This is a genomic window from Asaia sp. Ae19-3 (genome assembly GCF_059801175.1).
In genome coordinates this window covers 2148733-2172581 of sequence record NZ_JBCHWF010000001.1, presented here as the reverse complement: position 1 = coordinate 2172581, position 23849 = coordinate 2148733, and the positions used below count along the sequence as shown (strand labels likewise).

Annotated in this window: 17 protein-coding genes and 1 riboswitch; of the genes, 9 read left to right on the top strand and 8 right to left on the bottom strand. The window is 59.3% G+C overall.

Annotated elements, in window-relative coordinates:
* Positions 1 to 17 precede the first annotated feature (17 nt).
* Together AAID99_RS09435 and AAID99_RS09430 are read right to left on the bottom strand one after the other, a co-directional pair.
* Complete coding sequence (locus tag AAID99_RS09435; protein ID WP_188425759.1) at positions 18 to 1316, bottom strand: MFS transporter; 1299 nt, start codon at positions 1314 to 1316, stop codon at positions 18 to 20.
* A 29-nt stretch (positions 1317 to 1345) separates the two neighbouring features.
* Positions 1346 to 3661 carry a TonB-dependent receptor gene (locus tag AAID99_RS09430; RefSeq protein ID WP_188425760.1) on the bottom strand — a complete coding sequence of 772 codons (2316 nt, stop codon included), beginning with the start codon at positions 3659 to 3661 and terminating at the stop codon, positions 1346 to 1348.
* A 210-nt stretch (positions 3662 to 3871) separates the two neighbouring features.
* Here AAID99_RS09430 and AAID99_RS09425 point away from each other — a divergent pair, with 210 nt between their 5' ends.
* On the top strand, positions 3872 to 4798 hold the full coding sequence (locus tag AAID99_RS09425) for a LysR substrate-binding domain-containing protein (protein ID WP_188425761.1): 927 nt from the start codon (positions 3872 to 3874) through the stop codon (positions 4796 to 4798).
* A gap of 305 nt (positions 4799 to 5103) precedes the next feature.
* Positions 5104 to 7644, top strand: coding sequence for a membrane-bound PQQ-dependent dehydrogenase, glucose/quinate/shikimate family (locus AAID99_RS09420; RefSeq protein ID WP_498493717.1), 2541 nt, complete (start codon positions 5104 to 5106; stop codon positions 7642 to 7644).
* A 191-nt stretch (positions 7645 to 7835) separates the two neighbouring features.
* Here AAID99_RS09420 and AAID99_RS09415 read toward each other — a convergent pair whose 3' ends face one another.
* The 3 genes from AAID99_RS09415 to AAID99_RS09405 form a co-directional block, all read right to left on the bottom strand.
* Positions 7836 to 10550: a glycosyltransferase gene (locus AAID99_RS09415; protein ID WP_498493716.1), complete on the bottom strand. Its 2715-nt coding sequence runs from the start codon at positions 10548 to 10550 to the stop codon at positions 7836 to 7838.
* Positions 10551 to 10700: 150 nt separating this feature from the next.
* Positions 10701 to 12140, bottom strand: a complete 1440-nt coding sequence (locus AAID99_RS09410) for a beta strand repeat-containing protein (RefSeq protein WP_498493715.1) — start codon at positions 12138 to 12140, stop codon at positions 10701 to 10703.
* Between the two features lie 850 nt (positions 12141 to 12990).
* A complete protein-coding gene (locus tag AAID99_RS09405) occupies positions 12991 to 15024 on the bottom strand; it encodes an NAD(+) synthase (protein WP_188425764.1) in 2034 nt (677 codons plus the stop codon).
* 192 nt (positions 15025 to 15216) lie between these two features.
* Here AAID99_RS09405 and AAID99_RS09400 point away from each other — a divergent pair, with 192 nt between their 5' ends.
* Entirely contained in the window at positions 15217 to 15387 is a 171-nt protein-coding gene (locus tag AAID99_RS09400; protein WP_188425765.1) for a DUF1328 family protein, read from the top strand.
* Positions 15388 to 15445: 58 nt separating this feature from the next.
* Here the strand turns inward: AAID99_RS09400 and AAID99_RS09395 are convergent, their stop codons facing one another.
* Together AAID99_RS09395 and AAID99_RS09390 are read right to left on the bottom strand one after the other, a co-directional pair.
* Positions 15446 to 16087, bottom strand: a complete 642-nt coding sequence (locus tag AAID99_RS09395; protein WP_498493714.1) for a hypothetical protein — start codon at positions 16085 to 16087, stop codon at positions 15446 to 15448.
* A 173-nt stretch (positions 16088 to 16260) separates the two neighbouring features.
* On the bottom strand, positions 16261 to 16890 hold the full coding sequence (locus AAID99_RS09390) for a DciA family protein (RefSeq protein ID WP_229719640.1): 630 nt from the start codon (positions 16888 to 16890) through the stop codon (positions 16261 to 16263).
* 9 nt (positions 16891 to 16899) lie between these two features.
* On the opposite strand from AAID99_RS09390, the gene AAID99_RS09385 reads away from it, so the two are divergent.
* Positions 16900 to 17961, top strand: a complete 1062-nt coding sequence (locus AAID99_RS09385; protein WP_188425767.1) for an A/G-specific adenine glycosylase — start codon at positions 16900 to 16902, stop codon at positions 17959 to 17961.
* A gap of 18 nt (positions 17962 to 17979) precedes the next feature.
* Positions 17980 to 18582 carry a hypothetical protein gene (locus AAID99_RS09380; protein WP_188425768.1) on the top strand — a complete coding sequence of 201 codons (603 nt, stop codon included), beginning with the start codon at positions 17980 to 17982 and terminating at the stop codon, positions 18580 to 18582.
* On the opposite strand, the gene AAID99_RS09375 is transcribed toward AAID99_RS09380, so the two are convergent.
* Positions 18577 to 20031 (bottom strand): cryptochrome/photolyase family protein, encoded by a 1455-nt coding sequence (locus AAID99_RS09375; protein ID WP_188425769.1) that lies wholly within the window; start codon positions 20029 to 20031, stop codon positions 18577 to 18579. The two genes, AAID99_RS09380 and AAID99_RS09375, sit on opposite strands and share 6 nt — an antisense overlap.
* Before the next feature lie 231 nt (positions 20032 to 20262).
* Between AAID99_RS09375 and AAID99_RS09370 the strand changes: the two genes are divergently transcribed.
* The 4 genes from AAID99_RS09370 to ribB all read left to right on the top strand — a co-directional run bounded on the left by AAID99_RS09370 (position 20263) and on the right by ribB (position 23841).
* Positions 20263 to 20457 (top strand): entericidin, encoded by a 195-nt coding sequence (locus tag AAID99_RS09370; protein WP_229719642.1) that lies wholly within the window; start codon positions 20263 to 20265, stop codon positions 20455 to 20457.
* A 174-nt stretch (positions 20458 to 20631) separates the two neighbouring features.
* Positions 20632 to 20780, top strand: a riboswitch (FMN riboswitch).
* A gap of 63 nt (positions 20781 to 20843) precedes the next feature.
* A complete protein-coding gene (ribD, locus tag AAID99_RS09365; protein WP_188425770.1) occupies positions 20844 to 21944 on the top strand; it encodes a bifunctional diaminohydroxyphosphoribosylaminopyrimidine deaminase/5-amino-6-(5-phosphoribosylamino)uracil reductase RibD in 1101 nt (366 codons plus the stop codon).
* Positions 21944 to 22555, top strand: coding sequence for a riboflavin synthase (locus AAID99_RS09360; RefSeq protein ID WP_188425771.1), 612 nt, complete (start codon positions 21944 to 21946; stop codon positions 22553 to 22555). Before ribD ends, AAID99_RS09360 begins: the two co-directional genes overlap by 1 nt.
* On the top strand, positions 22552 to 23841 hold the full coding sequence (gene ribB, locus AAID99_RS09355; protein ID WP_188425772.1) for a 3,4-dihydroxy-2-butanone-4-phosphate synthase: 1290 nt from the start codon (positions 22552 to 22554) through the stop codon (positions 23839 to 23841). The genes AAID99_RS09360 and ribB overlap by 4 nt, the downstream gene beginning before the upstream one ends.
* The last annotated feature ends 8 nt before the right edge of the window (positions 23842 to 23849 follow it).

Genomic DNA, 23849 nt, shown 5'->3' with positions numbered 1-23849 from the left:
TTGTCGGAGGAACAGGGTCAATAGGCCCGATCGGCCTCGGAGGTGATGATCGTCGCGCCGGGCGCGGGCGGGATCATGCGCCTGCGCAGGGCAAGATAAGCCAGAAGCGAGAGCGGCATCAAAACCCCCAGCATCCAGGCGGGCACCATGGGGTCATGGAAACGGGCGATCAGCAGCACCGTGACGGGTTGGGTCAGGCCACCAAAAACGGACACGGCCAGAGCATAGACGAGCCCGAAGATGAAAGCGCGGCTATGGTCGGGAATGGCATCGAAGAGCAGCCGCCAGACCGGCGCGATGAGCAGGCCGGAAGAAAGAAAGACCGTCAGGTTCAGGCCGATCTGTGTGCCAAGGCCGGGATAGGTGATGGAAAGCGCATAATAGAGCATGCAAAGCGGTGTGCCGATGATGGACACCATTATGACGAAAAGCTTCGGGTCCGGGTTGTTATGGGCAATACGCATGCCCGCAATGACTGCAACCACACCGCAGATCAGCCCGAGCGCCATGGCGAGCATGGCCGTGCCGGGCGGAAGATGCAGAACGGCGATCGCATAGCTCACACCGAATGTACGCAGGTAATTGGTGATGGTGCCGCAGATGATGAGGGCAAAGACCAGCAGGATCTTTGGCGTGACCAGCAGGCGCAGTGTGGCGCCGAAAGGATGCGGTTCTGCGTGATGATCATGCTGTGCCGGGAGCTGGCGACGCAGCCAGAACCCGAATGGCAGGATGGCAATGCCGATGAAGAACGGAATACGCCAGCCCCAGGCATAAAGAGCGTCATGGGAGAGGGTGAGGGAGAGGATCAGCCCGAAAATGACGGCCACGACCATGCCCAGAAGCTGGGTGACATATTGCATGATGCTGATGATGCCGCCCTTTCCGGGTGGGGCCGCATCGTAGAGCATGGCAGTGGCAGGGCCGACCTCGCCACCATCTGAAAAGCCCTGCAGCATGCGGGCCAGAACGATGAGAAAAGCGGCAATCAGGCCGATCGAACGGGTCGATGGGGTGGCAGCGAGCAGAAGCGAGCCTGTGGCCATGATCGCAAAGGTGAGCATGAGCGCGGCCTGATGGCCGTAGCGTCTGGCATAGATGCCCACGCAGAAGGCGCCGAGCGGACGCAGGAAAAAACCGGCGCCGAAGGTGATCAGGGCATCGAATAGCCCTGCCAGCCCCGAACTATTGGGAAAAAACGCCTTGGCAATCATGGGAGCGAAAAACGCATAAGCCATGAAATTGTAGAATTCGAGGAAATTGCCCACACAGGCGGCCATGATGACCCGTTTCCTGTCCTGATCCGATCCTGTCATGAGACATGTCTCCTTGCCGGGTAAGGCGCTCAGTAGGTGAGGCCGATGCGGCCGCCGATGAAGCGTGGCGGGCCGGGTATGCGGAAATAGGTCGTGGTCGATTGCGAGCTCGTGGTGAAATACTCCCGGTTCAGGATATTCGACGCATAGATGGTGGCTGTCCATGGGCCTTTGAGCGGATGCACGGTGACATGCGCACCGAGCAGGAAATAGGCAGGAAGCTGGTAATTGCCGGTGCCACCGGGAACCATCGATTGTGCCGAGCGGAAATTCCAGTCGACGCCTGCTTCGCCTTCATAGCGGCGCAGGAAGGTGAGACGGTAATCGCCCGAGCCATTCAGGGTGAGCTTGGGGTTCATGCCTTCAGTGCCGGCATAATCCGTGTAGATCGGTGCCCATATGCCGGTCTGCTGATATTGTGCGTTGACAGCCGACGCGTTGATGGCCTGGAATTTCTGGTATTTGCTGCGCAGGAAGCCGAAATTCTGCGTCAGATAGACGTGACGGATGGGGTTGATTTCGGTGTTGAATTCCACACCCCAGATTTGCGATTTCGGAATATTGTCGAAGCGCCCCAGAGGTCCGTAGCCGGGAACGACATAGCTGCCGAGATATTGCTGGTCGTGATAGTCATAATAGAAAGCAGCGGCGTTGAGCCGGAACCTGTTGGGAATGATGTCGGCCTTGAAGCCGAGCTCATAAGCCAGAACGGTTTCGGGTTTGAACGGGTCGAGCTGGCCCTGCACCACCGTATTATTGGCGGTCATGCCGCCGGGCTTCATGCTGCGGCTTACCTTGAAATAGGTCATGAGATCCTTGGTGGCCTGAAACTGCACGCCAAGTGTTCCGGCAAACTGGTTCATGTTCGAGCCGGTGGACTGGAATTGCAGGCTGCGTCGCCCGAACTGCACCGTACGCAGATTGAGCAGCTGGCGATCATCCGCCTCATGCGTCAGCCCCCCGATCAGCGTCACCCGATAGGGGAGTTTGTAGGAGAGGTGCACGAATTGCGAGAAAGTCTGCTCGTTCTGGCCGAAGGAGGTCTCCTGCAGATAGCCACGTGTCGGCACGTAATCGGTGAAATCGAAGAACGATTGCTGCGTCATGCGTACGCGGTCGTAATAGGCCCCGACTACCCATTCGAGCGGCTGCTTCTTGCGTGATTCCAGACGCAGTTCCTGAGAGAAGCTGTTGGCGACGATATTGCGGTAATTATCGCCGGTCGCCCAGAGGGTGCCGTCCTGATCGGTATATTCGCCCACGCGTTCGGTCTCGAAGGCGCTGATGCTCTTGAGCGCTGCGAAGCCGAAATCATGAGACATCTTGAGGTCGGCACCCCACATCGTGTTGTGCGCGCTGGGTGACAGGGATGTCGAGCGGCCGATCAGCTTGGCCAGGCGGGCATTATAATCCCATTGCGCCTGCTGGTAGGAGAGTGTCGGGTAGCCACGGCTGGGCAGGAAATTGATCACAGGCTTTGCGGCCACGACTTGCGAATTGTCCTGCACCCAATGGCCGCTCAGCATGATTTCAGTATGTTCTTCGGGGCGCCAGCGCAGCTTGGCGCGCAGGGCACCGAGATTGGCATCGCCCAGATGGGCGCCAGTGCTCGGGTTGGTCTGCCAGCCGCCGCCCTGCATGGTCTGCCCGGCGATACGGAAGCTCAGCTTGTCGCTTATGATCGGGCCGGAAACGAAGAGATTGGTGCGGCTGCGGGCATAGCTCGCAATATCCTGCGATACGCCACCATGCCAGTCATCGGTCGGGTCCGAGGTGCGAAACGCGATTTCACCGCCCGTATCGGTCTGGCCATGGCTGAACCCGACGGGGCCCGGTTCCACCGCAGCGCCCGCAATATCGAACATCAGCCCGGCCGCCATACGGGCCAGCGGGTAGGCGACATCGTCATAATAAACGAGCACCGAGGACATGTTGTTCTGCGTGTAGTCGTTCAGCCCGATACCGCGCAGAAAGAAATTGGTCGAGCCGGTGCCATTGACGCTTTGCACGGTGAGGTTGGGCGCGACACGGGGTAGATCGAGCAGAGAGACGACGCCCTGTCGGGTGAGTGTCTCTGACGTGATATGCGTCGTGGCATCAGCTTCGTGCTGGGCCGAATTGAAATGCAGGCGTCGGCGGGCGGTGGTGACTGTCAGGGTTTCGGCACCACCAGCAACCGGTTTGTGATGCGTCGCACTACGAAGCGGGGCCGCCTGCTGCTTCTTGGCGGTTTTTACGGCTGCGCGGGAGTGCGGCAGGGCGCGGTCCGGGGCATCAGGGCTGGAAGCGGCTTCGGCAAGGCTTGAGAAAGCCGGGGCGGACACAGAGGCCAGCAACAAAAACATCGATGCTTTGATACATTTCTTGGTAAGGCGTTTTTGTTTCTGGGAATCTGTCATCATGCTTCCTGCCGGTGATTATTGGAGCAAAGCGCGGTAACCGCTTGTGTCGGTAAATGGCCGATGAAAGATTATGGAATTAAAACGTTTCGTTATTGAAGCAAAATAGGGTTATGTCATGTCAACCATTTGGTTGACGCTCCGAAGGAGAGAGACATGGCCAGATCAGGCATCACGCTTCACCGACGGCTCAAACTGCGCCATCTGCATCTGCTCGATATGCTCAATACGACACGCAGTATGAGGCAGACGGCAGCCCGTCTGGGCATCTCTCCCGCCGCAGTCTCGAAATCCTGCATCGAGATCGAGGAAATTCTCGGCAAGCGTCTGTTCGAGCGCGTGCAGGGTCATCTCGTGCCTCTGCCGGGTCTGGAGCGTGTGCTGGTGGCAGCGCGGCGCATCGATCATGAATTACAGGCATTGAGCGAGGATTTTACGCGAGAAACCGCGCTGCTGCACGGTACGCTGCGTATCGGATTTCAGGCGCCTATGCTCGAGCGTCCGCTGGTAAGCTGGGTGGCGCGCATGAAACATGAGCAGCCTTTTCTGACTGTCAGTATCGAATACGGTATGCGCAAACGTCTGCTGGACGATCTGCATGCAGGCCGGACTGATATCGTTGCCGTCAATCTGCTCGATGTGGCGTCGTCGGGCCGGTTCGAGACGCGAACGCTGTGCCTCGAACATTGTGTGATCATCATAGACGATGTGCTGATGACCAGTGCGGAGGTGTTCGACCAGTGGGCGCATTTCGTCGATCGGGTCTGGCTGCTGCCCCTGAGAGGCATGGCGATGCGCGATCGCTTTGAGCAGATCCTTCTGGCACGTGGCCTCGCTTTTCCTCCAAGGCTGATCGAGATCAGCCTGCCGACGCTGATCGAGCATCTGGTGGAGTCCTGTGATGCGGCAGCACTCATGCCCGTTTCCCTGCTGTCTGAGTCCCAGCTGGCGCGTCTGCCCGTACTGGAGGGTGGGGCAGCGGGTGATGATTTCTATATGGAGCATGGCATTGCCTGGGCACGGGGCGGACGCATGAACCCGGCCACGCAGTATGCGCTTTCCATTATGTCTTCCCTGCCATAGCGCAGCCGGTTTCAGGTCATCATGCGTACATGCTTTGTCATGATTGACGGTATGCGGTCACAAAACCGTGAATATTGCGTAGTGATGAATATGTGATGACGTAAAGGAAAGTTTTGCGCGGCACATTACCCATCCTTTGAGCTTTCAGGCTGGTTCTTGACTTGATTTTTTCCTGTTTTCGGGTGGTTCACGCGGCAATGGTTTCGGGTTCTGCCGGTTTGAAAACGCTCAATGCTCAAACGGCTCGCCATGGCTGACGCCCTGTGATGGTGTCAGGCTTGGGGGGCGTAGCGTGAGGATTGCTCGTGAGAAGCCTTATCCATCTTTTATGTGTCGTGATCGGTCTGGTGATCGCGCTGCTTGGCGTCGGTCTGGCGCTTGGCGGGGCTGACCTCGCCTGGCTGGGCGGAAGCTGGGCCTATATCCCGCTTGGTCTGCTTATGGCAGCAGTTGGCCTCGCGCTTATGGCGCGTAAGGCTTTTGCCCTGCCGCTCTCCATCGTTCTCAGCCTGATTGCCGTCGGTTGGGCCTTCAACGAGGTGGGCGACGTCTTCTGGCTGGTCGTGCCACGCGTGGTCGTGTTCCTTGTGCTGCCAATCGTGGTCGGGGTGCTTTCACCCTGGTTCGGTCCGGCTGTCCGCTCCGGCGAGAGCGCCGGACGCGGTGTCGGGGTACGGCGCAGCTGGGGGCTCGGGATTGCAGCGCTCTATGCAATCATCTTTGCCGGTGTGTCGCTCAACATGTTCCGGCCGCATGCCGAGGTTACGGCTGATCCGGCGCACAGTCCCAAGGTCGATACGGCGCTCGGGCAGCAGAATGGCAATGACTGGCCAGCTTGGGGGCGCAATCTGACGGGTGACCGTTTTGCCCCTTATGTCCAGATCAACGCCGATAACGTCTCGGGGCTGAAACTCGCCTGGACGTTCCATACGGGTGATCTGGCCATTGATGGCTCGGAATATCAGGTGACGCCGCTCAAGGTGGCAGATACGCTGTATCTCTGCACACCGCTCAACAAGGTTATTGCTCTCGACCCGGTGAGTGGGCATGAGCGCTGGCGTTTCGACCCGCACATGCAGGTGACGCGCGGTAACAAGGGCTGGAAGCGCTGCCGTGGCGTCAGCTACGCCGATCTGACAACCATGTCGCTGCTGGCCCCCGATGCAAAGGCTTTCGGTCCGGAAGAAGCGACACCGACGCCTGCGGAGCAACCGGCTGACCCTGCTGCGCCTGTTCCGGCACAGGCTCCGGTTGATGAGACCCCGGCAGCGCCTGCACCGATCACGGCGCAGACACCTTGCGCCCGTCGTATCGTCAGCACCACCAATGACGCCCGCCTCTTCGAACTCGACGCCTCTACTGGCGCGCTGTGCGAGGATTTCGGCGATCATGGCATGGTCAATCTTCTTGAGGGTCTCGGCCCGACAGCGCCCGGCTCCTATTATCTCACCTCTGCCCCGCTGGTGGCAGACGGTGTGATCATGGTGGGCGGCAAGATCAACGACAACATGACGGTGGGTGAGCCTTCTGGCGTTATCCGCGGTTATGATGTGCGCACTGGCCGTCTCGTCTGGGCGTGGGATGCATCACGCGGCAACAGGGACAGCCGTCCGCTTCCGGCCGGACAGATCTATGCGCCGGAAACTCCGAATTTCTGGGGTACTGCATCCTATGATCCCAAGCTGGGTCTTGCCTTCATTCCTCTGGGTAACCAGACGCCCGATTTCTGGAGCGGCAACCGCCATCCCTATTCGGATGAATATACCGACGCCGTTCTCGCCCTTGATCTGCGTACCGGTCAGGAGCGCTGGCATTTCCGTACGGCCAACCAGGACATGTTCGATTATGACGTGACCTCGCAGCCGATCCTCTATGATCTGCCCGGCGCCGGTGGCGAGACCACGCCTGTCGTCGTGGCACTCACCAAGCGCAGTCAGGTTTTCGTGCTGGATCGTCGCACGGGCAAGCCTGTCGTGAAGGTGACGGATCGTCCCGTTGCGACTGACGGCATGCCCGGTCAGCGTATCAGCCCGGTTCAGCCCTATTCCGATCTGTCGATCGGTGTCGCCCCCCTCAAGGAGAGCGATATGTGGGGCGCGACAATTTTCGATCAGCTTTATTGCCGCATCGCTTTCAAGAAAATGCGCTGGGAAGGTGAATGGACACCGCTCTCTGACAAGCAGAAGACCCTGATCTGGCCGGGTTATTACGGCGGTTCGAACTGGGGTGGCGGTGCCATCGATCCGCAGACCGGTGTGCTGGTGGTGAATGATATCCGCATGGCGATGTGGGGGCAGTTCATCAAACGCGAAGAGGCGGCCAAGGCTGGTCTCGTGCCCTCGACGGAAGGTGAGTATTCCGAGCAGCTAGGCACCCCCTGGGGTGTGGAACGCTCCATGTTCGTCTCGCCGATGGGCGCGCCATGCTTCAAGCCGCCTTTCGGCTCTCTGACGGCGATTGACCTCAAGACGCAGAAAACCCTGTGGCAGGTGCCTGTAGGCAGCATCCAGGATGCCCGTATCCACGGCATTTTCGGTGACAAGGGGATTATTCCGCATCTCTATATCCCGGTCGGTATGCCCACGATGGGTGGCCCGCTCCTGACAGGGGGAAATCTCGCCTTCTTCCATGGTTCGCTCGATAATTATCTGCGTGCCTTCGATCTCCGCACCGGGAGAGAGGTCTGGCGTGAGCGTCTGCCAGTTGGCGGTCAGGGTACGCCCATGAGCTATGTCGAAAACGGCAAGCAATATGTGCTGGTCGTCGCCGGTGGTGCTACCCGTACGGGTACGAATGCCAACAAGGGTGATTATGTTCTGGCTTACGCCTTGCCCTCGGCTGACTGATTTCGCTCCCCTGCCACAAGCCGATGGCCTGCGGCAGGGGCATTCCTGCGAAACAGCTCTGGTTGGGACTTCAGCAGCCGGTCTGTTCCGATCGTGCGGCTGAAGCCTCTTCCGCAACGAGCAAGAAAAAACCCTCTCCCCATGAAGGAAGAGGGTTTTTTTTTGGGCAGGTTGACGTTTGAATGTTCGGGTCAGGGAGCCCTGTCCAGAATGCGACGATAGAGACTGGCGAGCTCCTGAGCCTGATCGTCATAGCTCGGCAGGCTGGCCTTGTTCGGATTGATATACCCGTCGAAGCGGTCCTTGCGGTCAAGCAGTGCCTCGATGGCCTCCTGAAGCGGCGCAGGATCGTCAATAATCGGGATGAGCGAACCGTTGACGCCATCGACGATTTCCTCCGCCTGCCCACCGGGCGCCGTAGAAATGACCCAGACATCGCGCGACAGCGCCTCGCGAACGGTCAGCCCATAGCTCTCGCGCCATTGCGACGGGAAAAGAAGCACATCGACCTGATCGTAAAAATCATCGAGTTCTGCCTGGGTATAGGCGGGTACGGTGCGGATTGTACCCTTCACCAGCCATTCCGATGTATCGATGGAAGGGTAGCCGAGGTTGAGGGTGTTATCGACCAGCACCAGCTCCCAGTCGCCGCGTGTCATGCTTTCCAGAGCCTTGCGAATCAGCCCTGAGCCCTTGATCTTGCCAGTCCCGCCCACGAAACCGAAACGTAGTTCAGCGCCGCTAGGTCTTTTCGCCTTCGGGCGTGATGGCCAGGTGAAACCGTTGCGGTTGATCTGGATACGATCCGCAGGCACGCCATTACGGACATAAAGGCTCTTGTGTTCTTCGGATGGGCTGAGAATGGCCGCCGCGCCGTCCAGCGCCTGACGCATGAGTTTGCGCCGCTCATTCAGATAACGTGTACGGGTCGAATCGCCAGGGGCAGGGGGGATCTCACTGCTTTTGAGATGGTATTGACCGTCATCGCGCGTGATGAAGAGATTGTCTGATAGCCACCAGCAATCATGCAGACTGACGACGTAAGGGATGCCACGCCGCTGACAGGCCCGGGCCATGCCTACCCCCATTTCCTGGATGGCATGGAAGTGAACCAGATCGGCATCCCAGGCGTCGATCCAGCGTTCGATTTGACGCTCGATGGTCAGGTTGTCAGCCCCGCCATTGCGCCCGGCGACAACTGAAAACACATCCGTGCCGAGTATGCGATAGCGCAATGCGCCGTCGGGTAGTTCATCAATGACCGGACGCGTGGTCATGACGCTGTTTTCGAAACCGGCTTTCGCCAACGGGTCGAGCATGGCCTCGACGACGATCGTCGCCCCCCCGTATGAACGTGGCGCGAAGAAAAGATTAACCTGCAATATGCGCGGTGCCTTATGGGCGAAAGCGGGAGGCCTGCCGAAAATCGGAGCGGCCTGCTGCGTCAGGATACGCTCTGGCGCATAGAGCGACAGGGCCGTCTCCCTTGCTCTGCGACCGAGGCGCTGCCTTAGGGCAGGGTCGCGCGCCAGCAAGAGCAGGGCGTCACGCCAGGCTTCTGCCTTTTCTGCCAGAAAGCCGTTTTGCCCCGACTGGATCACCTGCCGATAGGTGTCGGTTGGTGAACAGATGGAGGGTAACTCGAGGATCGCGGCTTCGAGAAACTTGATATTGCTTTTGCAATCATTGAAGACAGTGGTCTCGAGCGGGGCAATAGCAATGTCGGTCTGCGCCAATTCTCCAAGATAGGCAGCATAGGAAAGCTCGCTTCGTCGCTTCACCCTCGCGCCAAATGGAGCAAAGTCCTTTGAAATGCGGAGCGGTCCGACAATCAACAGGTTGATCCGGGGGTCCTGCTGCATTGCTTCAATGAGACCGGTCTCAGCGCATTTGAAATCTGCGTCATGCGCGCGGCTTCCCGAGCCATAACAGACCCAGATTTTCTCAGGATCGCGAGAGGGGGGCACTGCAAGAAGTGCCTCTGCAAGTCGCAAGGTTTCTTCATCCAGAGCATTTTCAAGCACAATGACGTCTTCGACGCCGGCCTCGCCCATTTGCTTGGCGAGAGCCTCGGTCGAGGCTAGTCCGCATCCGCAGGCATGCAAGGCTCTGAGGTAATTATCAGAGAGCTGATAGAGTTCCTGTTGCTCCTGATGAGAAAGCGTCGCGAGATTGCCGTTGCGCCGATAAAGAATCTTGTTGAACAGGAGGTCGTCGATCTCCCAGCGAGGTTTCAAACCGAGACGCTTTGCCTCTGCGATGAGCGGGAGAACAGATGCAACACCAGGTACACGATAAAAAAGGACTTGGGTGGCGACCTGAAGTGACGAGAGGGCTTCGTTGCTATCTTCCCAGTCGACGATCTGTACGGTCCAGCCGAGACGCCTGAGAAGCTCCGCTTTCTGCGTCACGCGATACTTTGTACATTGCTGAAGACCCATATCAGCAATGAGCAGATAACGGGGGCGGAGTATGGATGACGCCTTTAGCGTAGGCTGTCTCAGAAATGCAGCCTGTGCTTTTGTCGAAACGAAAAGCGGATCATTCGCCTGATCGCGATGACGCGACAGGCGTCTTTTTGCTATGCCGCCCGCGACGAAGCGGCTGACCGCTTTTTTGACACCCTCAGTGCGCAGCGCATCCTGCATGTGCACCCAGGCTTCATTGAGGGGAACACCGCGAGGCAGCCTGCCGAGGGTGAGCGCTCTTACCCAACGCAACGGTTCCATCATGCGCCATGAGAGCGAGCGACGCATGAGCTTGAGTTGCTGCGTTGCGAGACGCAATTCCGCTTGCAGCGAGTCAGCACGATGAGTCGCAAGATAAAGAGAGGCAGAAATTACCTCATGATCGGCAGCCTTGGAAACAAAGGGGACGCCTGTATTAGGATCGGGTAATTCGGGCAAAAACCACTCACTCAATGATGAGGACGCAAGTGGCCTTTTATAGCCTTCAAGATCTCCACGTCCAAATTCATCGCTAGAAAAACAAAAAGGCCCGGTTTTGCAAACCGGGCCTTCGGTAGAAGCGCAGTTAAAAGCTCGCGCTGGTAGACATTAGCTGATGACGATGCTCGAGGCCTTGAGATCGGTCACGCCAAGGAAGGTCACCTTCATGTTGTTGTCCAGCTGCAGCGTGGTGTTACCGCCGCTAACCGTGGCCGTGGCAAGCAATGCCTGCACGGCCTTGTCGGCATCGGCGGGCTTGTAGTTATACATGAAGAACATGTTGCCCGCGGCGCTACCGAAATCGGTGATGGTGATGTCACCACCATTATGGCCTGCGAGAACGCCGAAGGTGTTCGCCGCGCCGCTGCCACCCGTAACGGTCGCAAAGCTATCGCCATTGGAGTCGGCGAACTGCGTGCCAAAGACCATGTGATCGGAGCCAGACGTTCCGATGATCGTGTTGTTGCCGGCACCGGTCCAGGCTTCGAGCGTGCCTTTCGAAGAAGACGCATCGATATACTGGCTGCCGGTAGTGCTAGGCTGGTTTGCCGTAAACAGGGCGAGACCGTTCGTGTTAACGGTGGCGCGCAGGTCGTTTGCACCCCAGATCGTGCCAAGGCCTGCATTGATAGAGGTGCTGCCCGTGCCCGAGATGAATTTCAGGGCGCCGGAGACGCTGATCGACTGATTTGTACCGTGATAGACGTCTAGATTGCCAGCTGCGGAAATGGTGTCACCCACGGTGCCCGTGATAGTACCCGTGCCGCCCGTGAAATTAACAGTTGAGCCAGTGCCACCGAAGACCGTGCTGTTGATGCCAACGGTGATCTGGCTCCCGGAAAGGGCCGAATCGACGACAAGCGAGTTGGACTGCAAGGTGACGACGGATTTGCCGCCGAGGATTGTGACCGTGTCGGAGGAGTTCTCGACCCCGGTGATCGTATCCTGACCTTCAGAAGCAACGAAGTTGGTGCCTGTGCCAAGGGTAATAAGGTTCTGACCTTCACCTGCGCGGATATTGTTTGTTCCGGCTGCAGCGTAGATCGTGTCGTTGCCGTCGCCAGTTGCAATCGTCCAGTTGCCAGTATGGTTGCGACCATCGAACAGGTTGTTGCCCATAGTCGAAACGAAGGTGCCGTTGTAATTGCCAGCGTAGAAGGTCACGCCTTCCGTATCGCCAGCCAAAACAGAGAACGTACTGGCCGTGATGCCGGTACCGTCGACAGTCACGGCTTTCAGATTCGGTGTGACCGGCGTTTCCTGAGCAGGGCTGTTGAGTTCCGCACCCAACGTACCGATAATAAGGTTGGTGTAGTTACCTGACATCGAGAAGGCACCACCTGTGGTGATGACGCCCTGGACGAGGCTTGTCGTGGCAGACGGGCCGGTATTGCTACCCAGTGCAAGATCGACAGAGGTGACGTCACCTGTCGCGACAGCGCCAAGAATCTGCGCTGCGTAGCTCGAGGCGAGTGTCTGCATGCGGGCACCTTCCACGGTGACCTGTACAGTCATGCCAGACGAACCAACTACCGTTACGATCGCCATGCGACCAGCTCCTTATATTATTATTGGAGGCTTCAGACAAAGACCGTTACATTTCGCGCAGGACACCGCCCCTGCTGTCGGTCGAGCCGTCTACCAAGATCTGCATCGGAAAATCAACTTTTTTATAAATGTCTTAACCAATCCCTCGAGTCAATAAATCAAAGGTATTCGACATGATTCGATACTAGTTTGCCTCAAACCCACATAATGAACGCAATTTTGTGATGAGGAAATAATTTGCAATAATCAAAAATGAAGAAACCCTTGGAATTTTGAGGTTTTTTGATCTTTTCCGACCGCATTGTGGAAAGGCGATTACTCACATTGTTGCGATGAATGTGGTTTGTGTCATGTTACAGTGTCGTGACGATGGGCGAGATATAATTTATACTGAGAAAGAAAAAGAGACGAATTATTGATAAAATAATTTCATCTTCCTGATACGTTTCCGGTTTTCCGAAAAACCCCTTCCTCTAGTCCATTGATATAAAGTCGGAAAATGTGAGAGTGGTGGATAAGGGGCTTCGAAAAATTCTGCCCAGTTATTAGTTCGATTTGTGTTTTTTTTTCTGCCAAAGCAAAAACGCGGCTCACGAATTTCTGATCAATGGTCGGGACGAATTCGAATCTGCGCAGACTGCACCTTTGAAGAATGCCGCTAAATTCGCCTCCTTCTGACATGTCAGCTGCGAAAGCGAGGCTTTGTGCCGATCCTGCTTCGTGAAAGGAAAGAGACGTTTTCGCGCTCGTGCTGTGAGCTTGGAAAGAGGCAAAGCTTCGCGCAGGGTTTTAGGCCGCTGCCTCGCGAAGGAGAGCGGGTTCGGATCGGTGGGGTGGACGGAATGTGTGTCTAGAGAGTGGTCTGCTCGAGCTCTTCAAGCCACGCTGCTGCTGTTCCGTCTGAAGGCGCGCGCCATTCGCCGCGGGGTGACAGGCTTCCTCCCGATGAGAGCTTGGGCCCGTTGGGCAGAGCCGATCGCTTGAACTGGCTGAAGCCGAAGAAGCGCGTCAGAAACACCTTGAGCCAGTGGCGAATGACGGTGGCGTCATAAGCCAGTTTCCTGTCTTCGGGGAAGTGGGCTGGCCAGACACCGCGACCCTGTTCTTCCCAGGCCTGCAGCGCGAGGAAAAGGATCTTGCTCGGGCGAAAGCCGTAGCGCAGCACATAATAGAGTGTGAAATCCTGCAGGGCGTATGGACCGATCTTGTCTTCGGTCTTCTGCACGCCCTCGGCACCGGCAGGCACGAGCTCAGGCGTGATTTCCGCCGAGACAATGCTTTCGAGCACAGGGGCGATCGTGTCGCCGAGCCTACCCTTGCGGGCCAGCCAGCGTATCAGATGCTGGATAAGCGTTTTGGGCATGCCAGCATTGACGTTATAATGCGACATCTGGTCGCCCACGCCATAGGTGCACCAGCCGAGCGCCAGTTCGGACAGATCACCCGTGCCGATCACAATCCCGTTGCGCTGATTGGCAAGGCGGAACAGGAAGTCGGTACGCAGCCCCGCCTGAACATTTTCGAAGGTGATGTCATGCACCGGCGCACCCGAGGCGAAGGGATGCCCGATGGTCTCCAGCATCTGCATGGCCGTCGGTCTGATGTCGAGTTCGTGGGAATCGACGCCCAGCGCTGTCATCAGCCGGTGGGCGAGACTCAGGCTGGCATCGCCGGTTGCAAAACCCGGCATGGTATAGGCAGCAACCCGGTCGCGACTCCACCCGAGTTCGTCGGCAGCGCGGGCCGCCACCAGAAGGGCGAGCGTGGAGTCGAGGCCGCCAGACACGCCGATCACGCAGCGTTCGACTCCGCTCGTCCTGAGGCGTTGAGTGAGGGCGCGCACCTGAATGGTCCAGGCTTCGTAGCAATCCTGATCCAGTCGGCCCGGATTTTCGGGTACAAAAGGAAAGCGTGGGACGACGCGGTGAAAGCCGATATCGCCCTCGACGGGCGCCAGTGTGAAGCTGATTCGGCGCCATTGCCCATGATCATTGGCGCGGGCGCAGTCATGGAAGCTGCCCATGCGCATGCGCTCCTGACGAATCAGGTCTAGATCGATATCAGCAAGCGTCATCTGCGCCGTGACAGGAAAGCGGTCTGACTCGCCCAGAAGACGACCGGCCTCATAGACGGAAACCTGACCGTCCCACGCGACGTCAGTTGTCGATTCACCGGCCCCCGCCGCAGCGTAGACATAGGCGCAAAGGGCGCGTTGCGATTGGGCCCGACACAGCAAATGGCGGTCTTCGGACTTGCCGATGGTGATGGTGCTGGCCGAAGGATTGCCGATCACCGTTGCGCCTGCCAGGGCGAGCGCCGTGCTGGGCGGGTTGGGGACCCAGAGATCTTCACAGATCTCGATGCCAAGCGTGAAGTCGGGCAGATCCTGCGCTTCAAAAATCAGATCGGCCCCAAATGGCACGTCCTGTCCGCCAAGCCGCAGCGTCTCGTCACTGATGTCGACTCCCGCCACGAAATGGCGCGAGTCATAGAATTCGCGATAATTCGGCAGGTAGGATTTCGGCACGATACCGAGAATCCTGCCCTGATGGAGTACCACCGCACAGTTGAAGAGCCGACCTCGCTGCACGAGTGGCGCGCCAACGACGATGACAGTCTTCCAGGCGAGACTTTCGGTCTGCAACCGGAGCAGGCAATCGGTCACACCATCGAGCAGGGCGTCCTGCTGGCGCAGATCGTCAATTGCGTAGCCCGAAAGACAAAGTTCGGGGAAGACAGCGAGAGCCGCACCGGCAGCGGCGCTTTCATGGGCCAGCGCAACGATCTGCTGCAGGTTATGGCGAGGGTCGGCAAGGCGCACAGGAACCGTGCAGGCCGCAACCCGGGCAAAACCATGACGATAGAGAGATCGAAATGCGCTCATGGGATCATCTCCTGCAGCATTGGCCCGGGAACAGGCTGCCGGTTCCCGCACCGGCTTTCGCCCAGAAACGTCTTTCCAGATTAAAAGACAAGGCCCTGTCGTTACGAAGCAAACCGTTGCGTGGCTGACCCGTTCACCCAAAGACGCGGGATCATGACGATTTTGTTATGTTCCATTCAAGGAGTTATCGCCATGGACCTTCTTCGCTGGACAATCGTTTTCCTGATCCTTGCCCTGCTTGCCGGGCTGCTCGGTTTTGGCGGCATCTCCGCTGACTTTGCCTCGATCGGCAAGATCCTGTTCTTTATTTTCCTGGTGCTGTTCGTTCTCAGCTTCATATTCGGCCGCGGCCGTATGCGCTGACCCCGGGTTCAAATGCGGGTGCAGGCCGATCCGGCCTGCACCTTTCTTTATACCTGGCCTAGTAGCCGTTTGGGTCCGGGTCGCCGGGATAGGCGTTCGGATAGGTTCCCGGATATGTGCCGGGATAGGTATAGCCCGGAGGGGGTGCGCAATTGGCATATCCCCCGCATTGATAGGTATAGGGGGCTGCCGCATAGCCGCCGTAATAGGGATTGGCGTAGTAGGAGCTTGTCACGGCAGCACCGATGACAGCGCCGGTTGCGACACCGAGGCCCCATCCGCCCCAGCCTCCACCCCATCCGCCCCAACCCCAGCCGCCGCCCCATCCGGGCGAGCCCCAGCCATAACCGACCCAGCCCGGGCCACCCCAGCCCCAGCCGGGGCCACGCCAGCCACCGCCCCATGGGCGACCCCAGCCACCGCCATAATAGCCTCCGCGACCGCCCCAGCCACCAGGGCCTCCACCGCCGCGCCAACCGCCGGGCACGCCGCCACCACGCCAGCCACTGGGTCCGCCGCCGCCGGGGCCTCCGCCATGCCAGCCACCGCCCGGTCCACCGCCTCCGCCACCATGGAAGCCGCCGCCCGGCCCGCCACCACCGTGGAAACCACCGCCGCCGCCCCGCTGCGCATGGGCAGAGAGGGGCATCAGCAGAGGCAGGGCAAGAAGAGCCGCCCTCAATCTGTATGAACCTTGCATGGCTTCAGTCTTCCCTTCCATGGAGAGCGGTAAAACGTCGCTTTCCGGTTTTTCTGCATATCGTGCCGAGTGGGGGCGGAATAAAGACGAAAGCGTAACTGCGCGATTTCGTTTCGTGACAAATGGTCGGCGCAGGCGAAAATCAGGCGGGGCAAGAGGTTTCTGGGCAGGAGTCAGCGCCGCGGTCTGCGCTTTATATGCCCCCCCAGACGCGCCAGAACGGCTTGCAGATCGCCTTCCTTCATGTCTGGTATGGAAACGGGTTGCGGCATGGGGCGAGCGGCCGGCGTGACAGGACGCACAATCGACGGATCCTGCAAGATCCTGAGTTTCCTGACCAGAATGGAGCCGTCATCGAAGCGCAGGTCGCGCCCACTGCGCAGGGGGCCGCAATGGGTATTGATCCGTTCGATAAGCTGGGGGGCCAGGTGCTGAAGCTCCAGCGCGACAGGCCCGGTGCAGGCAATTGTCAGCGTGCCTGCGCTGACCCGTCGGGGCTCCGTCTGCGCTGCAAGGGCGGGGCCTACGATTTCGGCCCAGTCGAGAATAAGCCTGATGGCTGGGGCTGCGCGTTTGCTGAAGGCCGGTTTCGTGACCTGAGGCAGGATCGAGCCCAGAGCGCGCCCGGTCATGGCGCGGCGTTCCGGAGGACGTTCGGCGGCAGCCGGAGGGAGTGATTGCTTCTGAACGCCGGATCTGGCCGCTGGCCTGTCACTGCCGGGGCGAGACGCAGCCTTGTAGCGCGATGGTTTATCGGCGGCTGTGCGCGTCTGGCCCTTGTCCGAAGGCAAATCTCGCTTCATATCGCCGGGGTGACTCCTTCAGCTTCCGCACTTCTCGACTGGTATGCCCATCAAAGGCGTGTCTTGCCCTGGCGCGCTCTGCCCGGCCAGGTGGCCGATCCCTATGCCGTATGGCTGAGCGAGATCATGCTGCAGCAAACCACTGTGGTGACGGTTATGCCGTATTACGAGCGGTTTCTGAAGTGTTATCCCACTGTGCAGGATCTTGCCGAAGCGCCCTTGCAGGACGTTCTCGCTCTCTGGGCAGGCCTTGGCTATTACAGCCGCGCGCGCAATCTTCATGCCTGCGCGCAGGCTGTGGCGGCGCTCGGCGGCTTTCCCTCAGATATTGCCGGGCTTCAAGCGTTGCCGGGCATCGGCGCCTACACGGCGCGTGCCGTGGCTGCAATCGCGTTTGGCGTGCCGGTCGTGCCGGTTGATGGCAATGTCGAGCGCATTACGTCGCGTCTGTACGCCGAAGACGCGCCTTTGCCCGGTGTACGTCGCAGGCTGGACCATCTGGCCACTCTGCTCAATGACGACCCCGCAGCACGCGCTGCACCGAGCGATTTTGCCCAGGCACTTTTCGATCTGGGGGCCGGTCTCTGTACGCCGCGTCGTCCGTCCTGCCTCATGTGCCCCTGGCGCGGCGTGTGCAGGGCCTATGCCTCGGGAGAGCCGGAGCGTTTTCCGGTGCGCGCGCCGCGCAAGGCAAAGCCGGACCGACATGGCTTGGTGTTTCTTCTCCGGGATGATTCAGGGGCTGTCTGGCTGCGCCATCGCCCGGAGAAAGGTCTGCTCGGCGGGATGACGGAACTGCCCGGCACGTCTTGGCTGGACGAGGCACAGGATCTGGCGAGCGCGCTGGAGGAGGCGCCAGTAGAGGCGCTGTGGAAAGAGGCTGGACAGATACGTCATGTTTTCACACATTTTACGCTGCATCTGAGGGTTATGATGGCGCGGGTGCCCGATTTCGGCGCGTTGCATAACCAGCCCGGTTTCGCCTGTCCGTCAGAGAGCCTTTCGCGTCAGGCTCTGCCCAGCGTGATGCAGAAATGTCTGACCGTCGCTGGTGCGACTGCTGCTGACTGAAGAAAGAGAGTTCCGTTCATGCTTTATGCGTCTGCCCGTTTCTGGCTTCTCGATTTCTTCGGTCAGGTTGTCGATCACGACCCGCTGCGCGATTGTCTGTTTTCGGTGACACCGCCCCCCGGACGCTATCCAGGGCTCTTCTTCTTTGCCGACAACGCCTCGCTTGCCGAATTTACGGTGACCCTGCGCAAGGTCGTTTCCCTGCCCAAGCCAATCCCACAGTTGCTTGCCAATCGCTTGCCGAGCGGCGTCGTTACCCTGCGGCGTATGGATGGTACGGGTCGTTATCTGCGCAGCATTGAAAATGAGGGGATCGATTTTCAGGCAACAGAGGCCAAGGACTGGGAGCAGTTTTTTATCCTCTCAGAGCCGATGATGCATAGCTACGCCATTCTCAGTCAGGCCGCGGTCAGCACGATCACCGATGAGCAGGGCGCCGTTCGAGCGCCCCTGCGCTTTGTGCAGGGCCATAACGGCCAGATTGGCGACAGGGTCTTTTCACTGGCCGCCAATCTTCCGGCACTTGAGGAAATTGCCAGTCTCGGGGCTGGTGCCGCTGCGCCGCTGGTTCTGAGCGCGCGAAACGGCGACTCTGTGACCCTGCAGATCACCCGGTCATGAGCCGCGCGTCTTGCGATAGGCTGCCATGGCGCGATCGCGCCCGTCACTGAGCGAGACAATCGGTCTGGGATAGGTCTTGCCAATCTTGACGCCAGCTTTTTCCAACACCTTTGGTGCCGCATCCCAGGGGGCAGCGATGGCGTCATCAGGCAGTCTGGAAAGCTCGGGCACCCAGCGGCGGATGTAATCGCCCTTCGGGTCGAATTTGTCCGTCTGGCGCAGGGGGTTGAAAATGCGGAAGAAGGGCGAGGCTTCAATCCCTGTCCCGGCGACCCACTGCCAGTTGACCGCGTTGGATGCCGGGTCGGCGTCGATCAGCGTATCCCAGAACCAGTTCTCTCCTTCACGCCAGTCGATCAGCAGATGCTTTGCGAGAAATGAGGCCACGATCATGCGTGCCCGGTTATGCATCCAGCCTGTTTCCCAGAGCTGGCGCATTCCGGCATCCACGACGGGAATACCGGTCTGCCCTCTCTGCCAGGCGGCGAGGTCTTTCCTGCTGTGGCGCCAGCCGAGCGAATCGAACTGTGATTTCAGATTGCGGTCTGGCAGATGCGGGTTGTGAAAGAGCGTGTACCACGAGAAATCGCGCCATCCGAGTTCCGAGAGATAGATCTCACGGTCTTCCTTGGCGCCCTTGTCGGCGCAGTAATGCCAGACCTGCCGCGGGGAAATGACGCCAAGGCGAAGATAAGGAGAGAGTCGTGAACTCTCCTCGGCTGCCATGTCGTTGCGGCCAGTCCCGTAATGGTCGAGCGGGCCAGAGGCGAAATCCTGTGCGATTTCCTGAGCGGCGTCTTCTCCGAATTCCCAGTATTCGGTCATCTTGCTGGCCCAGTCGGGTTGGGTCGGAAGCAGCGCCTTGCCAATGTCGGCAGGCTTCAATGCCTTGCCAGCGTCTTTCAGAATGGCATCCCAGGATTTCAGCGCGCATTTGCCTGGCGTGGCAACCGGTTTGGAAGGGGTGCCCAGGGCCTTGAAGCCTTTCCACCACGCCGTGAAGATCTTGTATGGTGTTCCCGTCTTTGTGGTGACTGTCTCAGGCGCGCGCAGCAATGTTCCATGCAGGCGGACCATTTCACTCCCTGCCTTTTCCAGCGCCTCGGCGATGGCATCGTCCTGATCGCGTGCCGCCTTCTGATAGCGGTGATGGCAATAGAGCTTTTCTGCGCCCGCTTTCTTCATCAGTTGCGGGATCAGCTTTTCCGGATCTCCCTCAAGAATGAGGCAGTTGCCGCCATGGGCTTCCACGCTCTTGCTGAAGGCAGTGAGGGTCTCATGCAGGAACCATTTCAATGCTCCCCCCGGGCTGCGCGTCGAGCCGGAATTATCGAGGATATAGACGCACAGACACTCGCCATGCGCATCGAGGGCTGCGTTCAGTGCGGGATGATCGGCAAGGCGGAGGTCGTCCCTGAACCAGAGCAGGGCGGGTGATGAATGGGCCATGAAAATCCTGATGCAGCGGCGATAAATCCGAGAGGGATGCAGGGGAAGCGCAGCAGATCAGGCCGGGTTCAGTAGTGAGGGCGAGAAGCCTCTCTTTTCCGTGAACAGACAACGCCGCCCATACGCCGGCCGAAGCGTCAGAGGTAAAAATCGTCTCTTTATGTAACTGTGAAAACCGTTTTCTGATCCGGGCGTTGAATGGCCCCAAACATTTTAATAGGGAAATGTTCCATGACCACGGTTTCCTTCCTCCGCACGGGTGCTCTTGCTGTTATGCTGGCTCTTCCGGCTCTTGGCCTCACCGCCTGCAACACGGTTGATGGCGCAGGGCGCGATGTCAGCTCCATCGGGCATAATGTGAGCAACGGCGCCAACGCCACGCAGGGCGCTATCCATAATTCGGTTCCGCAGGCAGCAACCCGCTGAACCCGGCTTTTCAGCCACGAATTATGAAAAAGGGGCGGGGTCATTTCCCGCCCTTTTTCATGTCTGCCGCATGGGCTTTTCAACGGTATCGGGGCAGGCTCAGCGCCTGCTCTTGCAAATTGCGGCCAAGACAGCACATAGTGAGCGCCCGGTCATGAAGACCGGGTTTATAATTGACGTTCTCGGGGCGGGGTGAAACTCCCCACCGGCGGTAGGTGCATTGGCACGAGCCCGCGAGCGCCTTCGGCTTTTGAGCCGGAGGGTCAGCAGATCCGGTCAGAACCCGGAGCCGACGGTCACAGTCCGGATGGAAGAGAACAGAAAACGCTCTCACCCTGGCGTGCCACGGTGAGAACGAGGGATGTTCGCGCCTGGGGACCGTCCTGATGGGATGGGACCGTATTGCTGTGCCGGGAGTTTTCTCCTCCAGACCTGACCTAGAGAAAGGGGCCCTTTCAGGGCCCGCTCTGGACGCCATCCGTCTGGGCTTCGACGCTGCGCTTGCTGAAGCTTCGCGCTATCTTGGCGCCACCTCTCCCAATCCCGCTGTTGGTTGTGCCCTGCTCGATCGTGAGGGGGAGATCCTTGTCACCGAGGCGCATCATCGCACAGGGGCGCGCCATGCCGAGGCGCTGGCGCTGCATAGGGCGCGAGAACTCGGTGTAATCGATCGGGTGTCTACCGCGCTTGTGACGCTTGAACCCTGCAATCATGTGGGTCGGACGCCGCCTTGCAGCGAGGCCCTGCGTGACAGCCCGGTCAGCACGGTCTGGATCGGCATGCGCGACCCCAATCCTGTCGCCGGTGGCGGTATTGCCCGGCTGAGGCAGATGCCTGAAGGGCGCATAGTCCATCTTCTGGAGGATCATCCTGCACTGGCCGAGACCTATCGAGCCTGCCAGTCGCTTATCGCGCCTTTCGCAACCCGGATCGTGAAGCAGCGGCCCTGGATCACGGTCAAACAGGCCTGTGACGCCAAGGGCTCGATGATCCCGCCTGAGGGCAAGACAACCTTCACCAGCCAGAATTCGCTCGAGATTGCCCACCGTCTCAGACGGGCGAGTGATGCGATCATCACGGGCATTGGCACGGTTCTGGCCGATCGTCCGCGCTTTACCGTGCGCCATGTTCCCGATCATGAAGACCGGGCACCGCGTCTGGTGGTTGTCTGCGATCGTCAGGACCGGCTGCCGGATTCATGGCGGGAGATGATGATAGGAAGCGGCTACAAGGTGATCGCATCGCACAATCTCGCCGAAATCCCGGCCCTACTGGGAGATCACGGCGTGAACTGGGCCATGGTCGAGGCCGGACCGGCGCTTCTGGCTGAAATCGAGACGCTCGGCCTGTGGGATGACTGGCTGACCATAAGAGCCTCGCATGAAGGCCCCGATCGATGTTCGGTGCGCTCCCACGGACCTTCTCCCTTGCGTTTCATACTTGATGAAGGGGCAAATCCCCTTCCTGCTGACGAGGCTGCATTCTGATGTTTTCAGGCATTATCGAGCATATCGGCCGTATCAAGACCGTCGAACCCCGTGACCAGGCAATTCTGCTTCAGGTCGAGACAGGTCTTTCGGACATGGATCTGGGTGAGAGCATCGCCGTCAACGGAGTCTGTCTGACGGTTGCCGCCTATGACTCGTCAGGTCTCGCCGATTTCTTTGTCAGTGCCGAAACCCTCGCGCGCACCGCCCTCGAGCGACTGAAAGAGGCCTCACGCGTCAATCTCGAGCGGGCCAGCACACCCGCCACCCGTCTGTCAGGTCATATCGTTCAGGGTCATGTCGATGGTCTGGCCGAGTTTGTGGCCGTGCGGCCGGTCGGGGAATCGCACCATATCACGTTTCGTCTTCCGGCGGCCCTGCGCGGCTATGTGGTTGAAAAAGGCTCGATCGCGCTCGATGGCGTCAGCCTGACGGTCAATGAGGTGAGCGACGTGGCAGAGGGCAGTTTCACTATTGCGCTCATGATCATCCCTCACACCTGGGATCATACCGGGCTGTCCGAACTAACCCCTGGCGCTCCGGCCAATGTTGAGGTCGATGTTCTGGCCAAATATGTCGAGAGCCTGCTGAAATACGGGGTGCGGTCATGAGCACGACGCCGTCCTATCCGCTCGCCAGAGCCATTGCGGCTCTGCGTAACGGACGCATGGTGATGATGGTCGATGATGAAGGGCGCGAAAACGAGGGCGATCTCGTGATCGCAGCCCAATTCGCGACAGCTGAGGCGGTCAATTTCATGGCGACCCATGCGCGGGGCCTGATTTGCCTGCCTCTCGAGGCCGAGCAGCTCGAACGCCTCGATCTGCCCATGATGCCTCGACGCGGCCATGATCCACGTGGAACAGCCTTCACCGTTTCCATTGAGGCGACGACGGGGATTACGACAGGTATCTCCGCTGCCGACAGGGCGCGCACGATCCAGCTTGCCGGTCATCCCGACGCCCGCCCTGAAGATATCAGCACACCGGGCCATATCTTTCCGCTGCGCGCCCATCCCGAAGGCACGGTCGCGCGCGATGGCCATACTGAAGGCGCTATCGATCTTGCCCGTCTTGCCGGGCTGCATCCGGCAGCGGTGATCTGCGAAGTGATGAGTGCCGACGGCACCATGGCGCGTCTGCCGGAACTGCAGGAATTCGCGTCCCGTCACGATATGCCGGTCATCAGCATCGAAGAGATCGCGGCCTGGTGCCGTGTGCATGGACGCGAGGCGCTGAGCGACCTCGTGGTGCCGACACCTGTGCCCCCTGCGGTCGAACGCATTGCCGACGCCGCGCTGCCGAGCGTCTATGGCGGGCATGATCTGCGCATCCAGGCGTTTCGTGCACCGGACGGCATCGAGCATGTGGCACTGGTCAAGGGCGATCTGACAAAGGGCGTGCCTCTCGTACGCCTGCACTCGGAATGCGTAACCGGCGATGCGCTGGGTTCCCTGCGTTGCGATTGCGGTCCTCAGCTTCGCGAGGCGCTCGAGCGGATCGCGGCGGCGCCGTCGGGCGCCCTCGTCTATCTGAGGGGCCATGAGGGCAGGGGCATCGGCCTTGGCAACAAGATCAGGGCTTATGCGCTTCAGGATGAGGGTAAGGACACGCTCGAGGCCAATCTCGAACTCGGCCTGCCCGGCGATGCGCGTGACTGGGTGACTGGGGCCGCTATTCTGGAGCTGCTCGGCATCCATACCCTGACCCTGCTGACCAACAACCCCAGCAAGGTATCGGGTCTGGAGGCAGCGGGGCTGAAAGTCGTCAGTCAGGAGCGCCTCGAAGCCGGATCGAATCCGTTCAATCGCGCCTATCTTCATGCCAAACGTACCCGGATGGGACATCAGCTCAGTGATGTCTGGCCGGAACTCGTCGAGACTATGGTTCAGAAATAAGGATCACC

Excerpts from the sequence above, each read along its gene's own strand:
- AAID99_RS09435 (WP_188425759.1), bottom strand. The coding sequence starts at position 1,316 with ATGACAGGATCGGATCAGGACAGGAAACGGGTCATCATGGCCGCCTGT.
- AAID99_RS09430 (WP_188425760.1), bottom strand. The coding sequence starts at position 3,661 with ATGTTTTTGTTGCTGGCCTCTGTGTCCGCCCCGGCTTTCTCAAGCCTT.
- AAID99_RS09425 (WP_188425761.1), top strand. The coding sequence starts at position 3,872 with ATGGCCAGATCAGGCATCACGCTTCACCGACGGCTCAAACTGCGCCAT.
- AAID99_RS09410 (WP_498493715.1), bottom strand. The coding sequence starts at position 12,140 with ATGGCGATCGTAACGGTAGTTGGTTCGTCTGGCATGACTGTACAGGTC.
- AAID99_RS09405 (WP_188425764.1), bottom strand. The coding sequence starts at position 15,024 with ATGAGCGCATTTCGATCTCTCTATCGTCATGGTTTTGCCCGGGTTGCG.
- AAID99_RS09400 (WP_188425765.1), top strand. The coding sequence starts at position 15,217 with ATGGACCTTCTTCGCTGGACAATCGTTTTCCTGATCCTTGCCCTGCTT.
- AAID99_RS09395 (WP_498493714.1), bottom strand. The coding sequence starts at position 16,087 with ATGCAAGGTTCATACAGATTGAGGGCGGCTCTTCTTGCCCTGCCTCTG.
- AAID99_RS09390 (WP_229719640.1), bottom strand. The coding sequence starts at position 16,890 with ATGAAGCGAGATTTGCCTTCGGACAAGGGCCAGACGCGCACAGCCGCC.
- AAID99_RS09380 (WP_188425768.1), top strand. The coding sequence starts at position 17,980 with ATGCTTTATGCGTCTGCCCGTTTCTGGCTTCTCGATTTCTTCGGTCAG.
- AAID99_RS09375 (WP_188425769.1), bottom strand. The coding sequence starts at position 20,031 with ATGGCCCATTCATCACCCGCCCTGCTCTGGTTCAGGGACGACCTCCGC.
- AAID99_RS09370 (WP_229719642.1), top strand. The coding sequence starts at position 20,263 with ATGACCACGGTTTCCTTCCTCCGCACGGGTGCTCTTGCTGTTATGCTG.
- ribD (WP_188425770.1), top strand. The coding sequence starts at position 20,844 with ATGGGATGGGACCGTATTGCTGTGCCGGGAGTTTTCTCCTCCAGACCT.
- AAID99_RS09360 (WP_188425771.1), top strand. The coding sequence starts at position 21,944 with ATGTTTTCAGGCATTATCGAGCATATCGGCCGTATCAAGACCGTCGAA.
- ribB (WP_188425772.1), top strand. The coding sequence starts at position 22,552 with ATGAGCACGACGCCGTCCTATCCGCTCGCCAGAGCCATTGCGGCTCTG.